At 44.3% G+C, this 8732-nt stretch carries 10 protein-coding genes; 6 read left to right on the forward strand and 4 right to left on the reverse strand.

Annotation, left to right across the window (positions count from 1 at the left end; translation table 11 throughout):
- Positions 1–92 precede the first annotated feature (92 nt).
- Entirely contained in the window at positions 93–551 is a 459-nt protein-coding gene (locus HX884_RS24065) for a helix-turn-helix domain-containing protein (protein ID WP_178328910.1), read from the reverse strand.
- Positions 552–673: 122 nt separating this feature from the next.
- Between HX884_RS24065 and HX884_RS24070 the strand changes: the two genes are divergently transcribed.
- Positions 674–1426: a hypothetical protein gene (locus HX884_RS24070; protein WP_032653245.1), complete on the forward strand. Its 753-nt coding sequence runs from the start codon at positions 674–676 to the stop codon at positions 1424–1426.
- Positions 1427–1724: 298 nt separating this feature from the next.
- Here the strand turns inward: HX884_RS24070 and HX884_RS24075 are convergent, their stop codons facing one another.
- Both HX884_RS24075 and HX884_RS24080 read right to left on the reverse strand, forming a co-directional pair.
- Complete coding sequence (locus HX884_RS24075; RefSeq protein WP_032653246.1) at positions 1725–2726, reverse strand: PIN domain-containing protein; 1002 nt, start codon at positions 2724–2726, stop codon at positions 1725–1727.
- Between the two features lie 273 nt (positions 2727–2999).
- Positions 3000–3560 carry a recombinase family protein gene (locus HX884_RS24080; RefSeq protein WP_178328906.1) on the reverse strand — a complete coding sequence of 187 codons (561 nt, stop codon included), beginning with the start codon at positions 3558–3560 and terminating at the stop codon, positions 3000–3002.
- Positions 3561–3752: 192 nt separating this feature from the next.
- Here HX884_RS24080 and HX884_RS24085 point away from each other — a divergent pair, with 192 nt between their 5' ends.
- The 5 genes from HX884_RS24085 (at position 3753) to HX884_RS24105 (ending at position 7584) form a co-directional block, all read left to right on the forward strand.
- Entirely contained in the window at positions 3753–4220 is a 468-nt protein-coding gene (locus HX884_RS24085) for a DUF1643 domain-containing protein (protein ID WP_178328907.1), read from the forward strand.
- Positions 4221–4375: 155 nt separating this feature from the next.
- Positions 4376–5392 carry a hypothetical protein gene (locus tag HX884_RS24090; RefSeq protein WP_094944160.1) on the forward strand — a complete coding sequence of 339 codons (1017 nt, stop codon included), beginning with the start codon at positions 4376–4378 and terminating at the stop codon, positions 5390–5392.
- A 389-nt stretch (positions 5393–5781) separates the two neighbouring features.
- Positions 5782–6279 carry a hypothetical protein gene (locus tag HX884_RS24095; protein WP_178328908.1) on the forward strand — a complete coding sequence of 166 codons (498 nt, stop codon included), beginning with the start codon at positions 5782–5784 and terminating at the stop codon, positions 6277–6279.
- A 78-nt stretch (positions 6280–6357) separates the two neighbouring features.
- Positions 6358–6930: a hypothetical protein gene (locus HX884_RS24100; protein WP_178328909.1), complete on the forward strand. Its 573-nt coding sequence runs from the start codon at positions 6358–6360 to the stop codon at positions 6928–6930.
- A gap of 102 nt (positions 6931–7032) precedes the next feature.
- Entirely contained in the window at positions 7033–7584 is a 552-nt protein-coding gene (locus HX884_RS24105) for a DUF4468 domain-containing protein (protein WP_052135655.1), read from the forward strand.
- 240 nt (positions 7585–7824) lie between these two features.
- On the opposite strand, the gene HX884_RS24110 is transcribed toward HX884_RS24105, so the two are convergent.
- Complete coding sequence (locus HX884_RS24110) at positions 7825–8673, reverse strand: site-specific integrase (protein WP_226855313.1); 849 nt, start codon at positions 8671–8673, stop codon at positions 7825–7827.
- Between the last annotated feature and the right edge of the window lie 59 nt (positions 8674–8732).

Raw genomic sequence — 8732 nt, forward strand, 5'->3', positions numbered from 1 at the left:
GATTTAATACGCCATTATCATGCCTTCAGCCACCACAACAAGGGAAGACCCTCATTAATACAGCATCCAGAATTTATAAACTTACACTTACTTCACTTTCTCAGTTTGCCCCACCGCACTGCCGAAACAATACCCCAGTTGCCGCCAGGATTTGGCCTACGCCATTTTGCTGTCTCCATGCTACGAAGATACTCAAGAGCTTCAGAAAACGTGCCAAAACGCTTCTGAGCCGCTTTATCACCTACACCAAACGAACCATCACGGGTGCTCGCCAAACCGGGGTGAAAACAGGAACCATCGGCCGCGTATGGAACCAACAGTTCCGGGTCGTTATCTTCAGATGAGCCAGACGCTAATAACTGCCACGGCTCAACGCTCAAAGCGTCAGCCAGCACCTCAATCGCGTCCAGAGACGCATTAGAACCGCCGCGTTCAATGCGGCTCATATAGCTACGAGCAAACCCACACCGATCGGCAAAGGCTTCTTGGCTCATTCCGGTGGCAATGCGCAACTCTTTTACTCGTTGTCCAAACAGTTTTCTCAGGGTCATTTTCATGCCCTGAATTTGCGCAGATGTCCACTAAATAACCACGCTCCAATAGTGACATTTTGAATCAATGGTCTATGATGCGATAACTGACACCGCTGGGGTGGATTCTGAGGGGTAACAACATGTCAAAAACACGGCTTAGTAAGCCCGGTTTTTCAGCCAAGTCTGTGCTGACCATTATGTTAATCGCTGCGTCATCTGCATCTTATGCAGCAGAAAGCATCGATCAACTGGCGACGCGCATCGGTATGGATCACTTCCGGGAAGCGATCAAAAAGGGTGATCGCAGCGCCTTCAAAACGCTGCCGGCAAAAGGCTATAAAAACGGTCTTACCGGGCTGCTCATCAAAACTAACACCTACGTTAACCCCGAATACAGCTTTGCTGATTGCGATACGGACACCGTTATTATCTCGGCGCAAGAACATAAAACACTCCCTGGTTGCCGCATATCTTTAAAGCTAGCGACTAAAGATGCTGACGGTAGCTATCACGATAATGGCATTCGCATCGAATACGGTATTGCGACCGGTTCCAAAAAGTTTATTGCCAACAATTCAATGTGGGCACAACATGCCATCAGCGGTGATAAAGTGTTAGAAGGTGCTATCCACCCGGATAAAACAAATAACCATAAAGATCAAATGTGCATGGGTATGGCTCAATTTACTGCAAACGTAACCGAAGGCCGAAACGGAGGAATGAGCAAAGGTGAATATTATCAGCGACTTGATAATATGAACGGTAAGTCCGAAGTCACTCCTCAAATGATCATGCTCTATAAGACCTTCGTTGACTACGTATATGAACACCCGAAACAAGATGCTCAGGTTTCAGCGGCCTTTGTTTACAATAACTGTATAAACAACTTCTGATCGCATACTGCATCTTTTTATCAAACCCACAGCAGGAGACAGGCAGATGTAACTACGTTATGCGGAAGCTATCTGGCATTTGAGTATCTTATAGTTTCAAGAAAGCGTTTTCATCTCATGTAAAGGTTCCAGCTTTTGCTACATCATTCCTAATTACTCCGGTCAGTTTAGAACTAGAAAGCTGACCGGAAAAAGCCACAATATTGAATACTTATAAATCATAACCAGAGCTTCAAAAACAGGCGGATATTCAAAGCAGCAGGATGTAATCCATAACCGTGAACAGGATTAATTATCACTAGGTATCCAACATATCCCATTCATCTCCAAGCACCCATCTTAAGGCAGATAACTTGCCATTGATCATTCCCCATTCAAAATCATCCCAAGGGCCAGTGTCTTCATATTTTTCTTCGACTTTCTCAGCTGCCAACTTTGCCCTTTCCCAGATATCTTCATGAATAACATTATTACCATGGCGTGCATCTCCTTTAGGTATTATAGAAATATCACCTATTTCAATTTTATACTCCCTGTATTTATGCCGGTTATACCATACTTTTTCACAATACTCATTAATCGCAGTTAGTATGTCTGTTAAGCTTCTTGTGTCATCATCAAACCAATTATTTTCTTCTTCAAGCACACTCAAAAGCTCAGGTTCTATACTATTTATAGCCTCCGCAATATCTAAATGATAATGGACATTATCAGAAAATATTTCACCAAAATCCGGATGTGGATTTCGCCTATCAGTTAATGAGCTGAAATCCGTATAGTTTTCCGTAACAAAATGGAAGACGCCATTTTTATCTTTCATAAAGTCGTAAAACAACTCAATTAATATTGAATCAGCAACGCTGTTTTTCGAGCGATGAAAAGGGGCTCTCTTATCCAATGCCCTTGCCACGGCTTTTAACCGAACGGAATCACTAGCCTCAAGACTTATACATTTATCCATCAGAGATTCAATCATCTCCGCTGTATGCCCTGTAACTTCGCTTAAAATAGGCAATCGACTTCCAACATCATTTAATACAGCTAGCGCTTGGTCCTTACCATTACCTCCATAAGCCCCAATTATTTTTTTGACTTTATGGAATTCCGAACCAATTTGCTGCTTAGTAGCCTCAATAACCCTGTCCTTATTTCGAAGGAACTCTTCCTTCACCAAGGTTGGGATTACAATAGCAGCGTTGTTACTATCCAATAATTGGTTAAATGCTTCAAGTAGTGCATGCTGGTTCTTTGACTTTGCTATAGTTAGCCAAACACAGGTATCGATGTAGAGATAATGCACTTTTTTAATCTCCGCAAGTAAGGAATAGAAACAATACTAATCTTCAGAGAAGTTGGTAGCAATTATTAATAATCACCTTAAACCAAACTGAATGTTACTTCGGTCTTGGATGCCTATCTGATGGCACACCAATCATACATAATCCTGAATGGACGGCGATCAACTATGTGAATTAGCTATATAACATAACCTCTTTTAGACCACTCCTGACGGTCAAAAGAAATACATACCGCTACCCAAAATGCCAGCTCGAGCCTGAGATGCAGATGAGCCTTAATCAAGTATTGCAGCTATAGTGGCCCTGGAAACGTCGTATTCACGCGCTAACGCACTGACACTGGCTCCGCTATTCTTTTTCTCTATAATCGCCATACGGGCTTCTGGTGCGATTTTAGAAGGTCTGCCCAATTTCTTGCCTTCGGCTTTTGCTCGTGACAGCCCCGCCTGAGTGCGCTCAATGAGCAAGTCACGCTCCATCTCTGCAACCGCTGCCAGCATTGACAGCAGAAGCTTACCCGCAGCGGAGGTGAGATCAGTCGTGCCAAGCTGGTGGACAATAACCTTGATGTTTCGGTCAGCCAACTTTCTGACCGTTTGCAGAACGTCAATCGCATCACGTCCCAGACGGTCAAGTTTTGCAACTACCAATGTTTCACCATCGCGGATTTTGCTGAGCATTTCAGAAAACGCTTTGCGTTGCACCGCAGGAACCTTACCGCTAACAACATCAGTAAACCAAAAGTCGAACGTCCACCCAGCTTGTTCAAGTTCAAGACGCTGGTTCTCAGTATCCTGCTGCGATGTCGAAACACGCCCGTAGCCAAAAATCGCCATAGTCATCTCCTCATCCGGCCCCTGCCGGAAAACGGTGATGAAAATAGGATGGCCTGCCAAAAAAGCCAAGGCTAATTTTCCAACAGTGTGAAAGCACGCGATTGGAAGGTGCCGGAAAACGGTCGTTTGTTGGCGCTTAAATCCAGCAGAAACCTGTTAGGATGAAACCATCACATCCAAAGGACAATTGAAATGATCAAAGACGCTATTTTTTCACCGTGTGGTAAGTATCGTTACTCTTTATCAAGAGTCTGGGATGATTCAAAACCATATACGCTTTTCATCGGGCTGAATCCGTCATATGCGGACGCTGAGAACGATGATCAAACATTGAGCCGTTGCATATCGTTTGCCAAAAACTGGAACTATGGTGGCGTATACATGGCCAACCTGTTCGCGTTCGTTCACACCGATCGCTTTGAGATGATGAAAGCAGCCGACCCTATTGGAGCCGACAACGACAGACACTTATTGCAGCTTATCGACGGAGCAGGCCTTATTGTTGCTGCATGGGGAAACGAAGGTAGACACCTTAAGCGCTCAACAGCCGTCCGTCAGCTATTGCCAGCAAGCACAATGTGCTTCGTCTTAAACGCCACAGGTGAACCGAGACACCCTCTGTATATGAAAAATGACAGTGTTCTCATACCCTTAAGTTAACAACGACTACTGCGTTCAGAATATGAACGCAGTAGATTGATAAGTAAGGTTTTTATCGTAAACTCGTTGTGCTACCGTGCTCGAAATGTTCTCAAATCTGCTCAGTTCGAATTACCCTGATGCCGGTTTGAAGTTCCGTTCAATAAGGTCGCACTATGAAGAGTCGAGAATGCAAAGCTGCCGAAGCAGACCGCAAATTCTTTAAAGTCTCAGCCGGGATTGACTGGCTGGACTTAAAGATCAGCTTATCCAGACTGACCCAGCATCGCTACGTTCAGGAAGAATTACTTAAAATCACAGGATTAAAACTTTGGGTTGAACCCTGCGGCATACGTATCTCAAAGTTGTCATCATGCGAACCCCGTCCCGGTAACAACGTCAAAACGTGGGTTAAACCCATGATAAGCAGCACTAACGATGTTTTTCGGATTCGCTTCCGTGATCTACTGGCAAACCATGGCGGGAAGCTGGAAGCAGTGCTCGAACAATTGCAAAAACGTTTCCCATTTGCATATGATCCGCAAATTGTGGGGGTCGAAGTCTTCTGCGATTTCAGGCACAAAGCTCGGTCGATTACCGCTACAAGTGCGATGACCTATCGACTTCAAAGCGCCCTGTTCAGCACGGGAAGTAAAGTCCGACAATTCAATCCCGTAGCTAGGCGAAATGTTTTCCTTGATGTTCCCGGTGCTCGAATCAATCCTGAATGGAACCTGAGAACGGGTAACAAGTGGGACAAAATCTCGTGGCAGGTCTATCACAAATGCACTGACGACGGTCAGAAACTACCTGTAAAAAAGCAACGCGCTCGTGTTGAAGTCACGTTAAAAGGTGCTGCGCTCACTCACTACTCTCTTCACCGCCTTAACGACATGCAGCGCTTTCGATTTGAAACCCTCGCTCACCTGTTCAAATTTCGCAAACCACTTGAGCCTGAAATGATGGCTGACGGTGATTTGTTCCGGTTGACCGCTATCAACGCAGTTCGTAAGGTGAACGACGCAACAGCCGAGCGCGGATTGCATTCTTTCAATAACATAGGACGAAGGGATAAACGTAGCTGGATGATGGTCAACGGTGACAAGCGCCTGCGGAAAGAAAGCTCGCATCTGGCGGTTGTTAGCGATCTGCAAAACGCCGTCAAGGGTGCTTTACGTCGCCTCCACGTTTAAGCCTCCGCCCATTTCGTTATTCCAAAAAAAAGTGACAATCAGCAGGAAAGAAGCCGCATTCCTGCTGGTCTGGATACAGTTCTCTTAATAACTGTATATATAACAACTCAACTATCAGCTTACACACCTTAGCTATCGGTGTTTGTCGTTTGCTGTTCCCTTCAATCAAACACGAACGGAACGTTTTTTACCTTCTTCATGTTCGCGGTATAAATGCAGCCGGATAAGCTGGGCGAGAGAAAGTGGATCTCCTAGATTTGGAAGCGACTCTTGCAGGCATAGCGTCCGAAAATTTCCGCGACGGCAAGGCATTCCTTATACTTAACAGTCAGTCATGATTGCATTTTTGACATGGCAGAGTAAGAATATTCTTAATGGTATTTTTTCTCATGACTAAAAACAGCTTAAAGGGTGATATGAACACACGCTTGGTAATAATGTTTTCTGTTAGCGTTATGCTTACAGGATGTGTAAAACACGTCGACCGTTCTCCAAAAGGAGATGTATCCCTTTTGACTTCGAATGAGCTTTGTCGGGCTGCTGGCTATGCTTACGCCACAGGTAATTCTGAACGTTTTTACGCTGCTGTAGCTGAAGGAAAGAAAAGGGATGCAAATCATACAATAGGTATTACCGGACCTGAATGCGGCACGATGAGCAATCTGGGAGCACTTCAGGCTCAACAAGATGCCCAAGAGAATCAATTAGCACAAGCTCGCTTTGCCGCCGGAATGCAGAACCTTTCAAATGCCTTAGCCCAGCAACAGCAGATGCAAATACAGCAACAAGCGGCCTTCGATGCCAATATGCAAGCGACACAAAACAATTATCAATTACAACAACTGAACAACAATATAAGCCAACTTAATAACAACTTAAGCAATTGACTTAAGCATATAATTTTGCATCTGGCATCAACACAACATGCCAGCGGAATCGAAAGCATTCAATTTTCAAGGTGATGTATGCCCGTATCCAGTTATTACCAAGCCCAACCGGATAGTTATGTGCGCTTTGATTGGCGTGGCAATTCCATAGAAGGCGAGTTTTTCAGCTATGAGGAGTGTGGCCGAGATATCGATCCAAAATGGGGATACATCCGACCATTTGATAGAGTCATCAGACAACAACTAATCGATAATTTGCAAGCAACTCACGGGATTGATCTCCAGACATTCACCTCTCAAGGCGACCTGATCACCTGTGATGCTTTTGTCACCCATAAAGGTCTGCAGGCAGCACACCAAGTTCTCGTAGAGTCCTTTGATTTCGTTGATGAATCGGAGCTTACAACTGAAAGGGAACACATCGGTAACTGCCGTGTCGATTTGATAAGACGCCAATACATTGTCGGCAGCAATCTTAAAGAGCCCAAAGAGTCTTTGGACAACCTCAATGCAGAGTTTCTTAAATGGGTAACACCTTTCTACACGCCGTTGCGTTACGAGCGGAAATGGTTAACCAAGCATCGTGAAGGGTTATTACGTTTTGGCGCGCTCGTTGCTGTCGCTGTTTTTGCCTATATCCACTACGGCTGATAATAGAAAAGCGAGACCTGTCCTGCGGTTTTGAGAAACCAACTTCATTCCGCACCATATTTACATACTGCACTTAATAAAAATGCGATAAGGACAAATCGAATGAAAAAAGTAATGATGAAAACTATTTTAGCCAGTTTGGTTGTATCCAGTATTACTGTGTTGACAGGTTGTGTAACCTCACCAGATATGGAAGCAGCTAAACAACCGCTGGGTAGTATAGTCAGTGTTGTTAACGTTCCCGGGGTTAAAAAGGATGCACTTTACAGCAGCTCCAAAATTTGGGTTGCAAAGGCCTTTACTGATTCTAACAGCGTAATCCAATATGCCGATAAAGAAGAAGGTTCGATTGTTGGCAAGGGGAATGTTAAATACCCATGTGACGGTTTTAATGATTGTTTGGCTAATGAAGATGTTCGATATAAATTCACTATGAAAATCGACACAAAAGATGAAAAAGCTCGCATCACCTTTGATGATATCCACATTTATCGTCCGGCCCACGTAACAAGCGGGATTGCGTTCCCTGCCATAGATTCGCCAAATATGACCGTTGGTGGACAAGCAAAAGCTAAAAAAGCGTTGAATGATATTGTGGAACAATACAAACGTGAGATCGTGACTGAAAGTAGCTCTGCTGCAAAAGACTGGTAACGGCCATCAGCTCAAAAACTTGCCGGAGAAGTTTTTGAGCTTTCTATAGCCGGGATTATGTGTGGCTGCATAATATAGTCATGACAGGTTATCACGCGGCATTTTGATTCCATTCGAATGCAACCTATTTTACTTGGCTACGCTAGCAACTCTATGAGAGCGCCGCGAATTCTGCACCATGATTTCCACACCTCTTAATAAAAAACGCGCCACAGAGCTTCCTGTGGCGTGAGCGAGAGATTACGGCTTGTGCTTGCGAACCCCGTCTTTCATCGCCTTCAGTCCCACCTCAACATTAAACGGAGCTATCTCAGGCAAATTGTGTTTAAGCCCGGAAATTGCGTGGAATTGCTCCTCAACAGCTCTGTCTTTACGATAGGTTGTCATGGCAGTAGTGCTTCCTCGAACATGTCCGACAAGTTGGGCGATCATCCGTTCACTTAACTCCAGTCGGTCGAGGCTATTCACATAGTTATGGCGGAATGAGTGAAAAACCTTCTTCCCATTACGGTCTAATCCAAGCTTCTTGCCAAAATAAAGTTCATTGAACCATTTTGACGCATAACCACGATAACCTTTAATTTTATTGAAGGTTAACTCTGGAAAAACACGTTCCTGTCCATCAGCTTTCAAAGCTTTAACGTATTCAAGAAAGCCAAGCTCAATCAGCCTTGGATGAATGGGAACCTGTCTCAACGCATTGAGCGTTTTCAGCGATTTATCCGCTTCAGCTTCAGTGTCCATAACTTTATCCGGTGAATCTAAATTGAAGTCCAGATACGCAACACCATTTTCACTCATACGGATATCAGAAAGATAAAGTTGGCATAACTCATTCATTCGCCCACCGCTATATAACGCTAATAGGGGTAACCAATAGCGATAAGGTCGAAAGTCAATATGGCGCCCGAATTTGTTCGGCACACCCTCGCCAGTTTTAAACCAGTATGCAGAGAATATGAGTTCCAGTTCATCATCTTCGAACTGATAACGGTCATCTTGAGATCTTGCAGTTTTCTTACGCTTTGCCAGAACATTTTCCACTGGATTGGCAATTAAATAATTTTCTTTACAGGCCCACTTTAACATTGAACCGACTTTGTTGAATAAATCGAACTTTTGCTGAGTTGAAGGATCAGATCACGCAT

The sequence above is a fragment of the Enterobacter sp. SECR19-1250 genome (assembly GCF_013391025.1).
GTDB classification, from domain to species: Bacteria; Pseudomonadota; Gammaproteobacteria; order Enterobacterales; family Enterobacteriaceae; genus Enterobacter; species Enterobacter cloacae.

Bases quoted from the DNA above. Each gene is read 5' to 3' on its own strand.
- HX884_RS24065 (WP_178328910.1), bottom strand. From the start codon at position 551: ATGACCCTGAGAAAACTGTTTGGACAACGAGTAAAAGAGTTGCGCATT.
- HX884_RS24070 (WP_032653245.1), top strand. From the start codon at position 674: ATGTCAAAAACACGGCTTAGTAAGCCCGGTTTTTCAGCCAAGTCTGTG.
- HX884_RS24080 (WP_178328906.1), bottom strand. From the start codon at position 3,560: ATGGCGATTTTTGGCTACGGGCGTGTTTCGACATCGCAGCAGGATACT.
- HX884_RS24085 (WP_178328907.1), top strand. From the start codon at position 3,753: ATGATCAAAGACGCTATTTTTTCACCGTGTGGTAAGTATCGTTACTCT.
- HX884_RS24090 (WP_094944160.1), top strand. From the start codon at position 4,376: ATGAAGAGTCGAGAATGCAAAGCTGCCGAAGCAGACCGCAAATTCTTT.
- HX884_RS24095 (WP_178328908.1), top strand. From the start codon at position 5,782: ATGACTAAAAACAGCTTAAAGGGTGATATGAACACACGCTTGGTAATA.
- HX884_RS24100 (WP_178328909.1), top strand. From the start codon at position 6,358: ATGCCCGTATCCAGTTATTACCAAGCCCAACCGGATAGTTATGTGCGC.
- HX884_RS24105 (WP_052135655.1), top strand. From the start codon at position 7,033: ATGAAAAAAGTAATGATGAAAACTATTTTAGCCAGTTTGGTTGTATCC.
- HX884_RS24110 (WP_226855313.1), bottom strand. From the start codon at position 8,673: ATGTTAAAGTGGGCCTGTAAAGAAAATTATTTAATTGCCAATCCAGTG.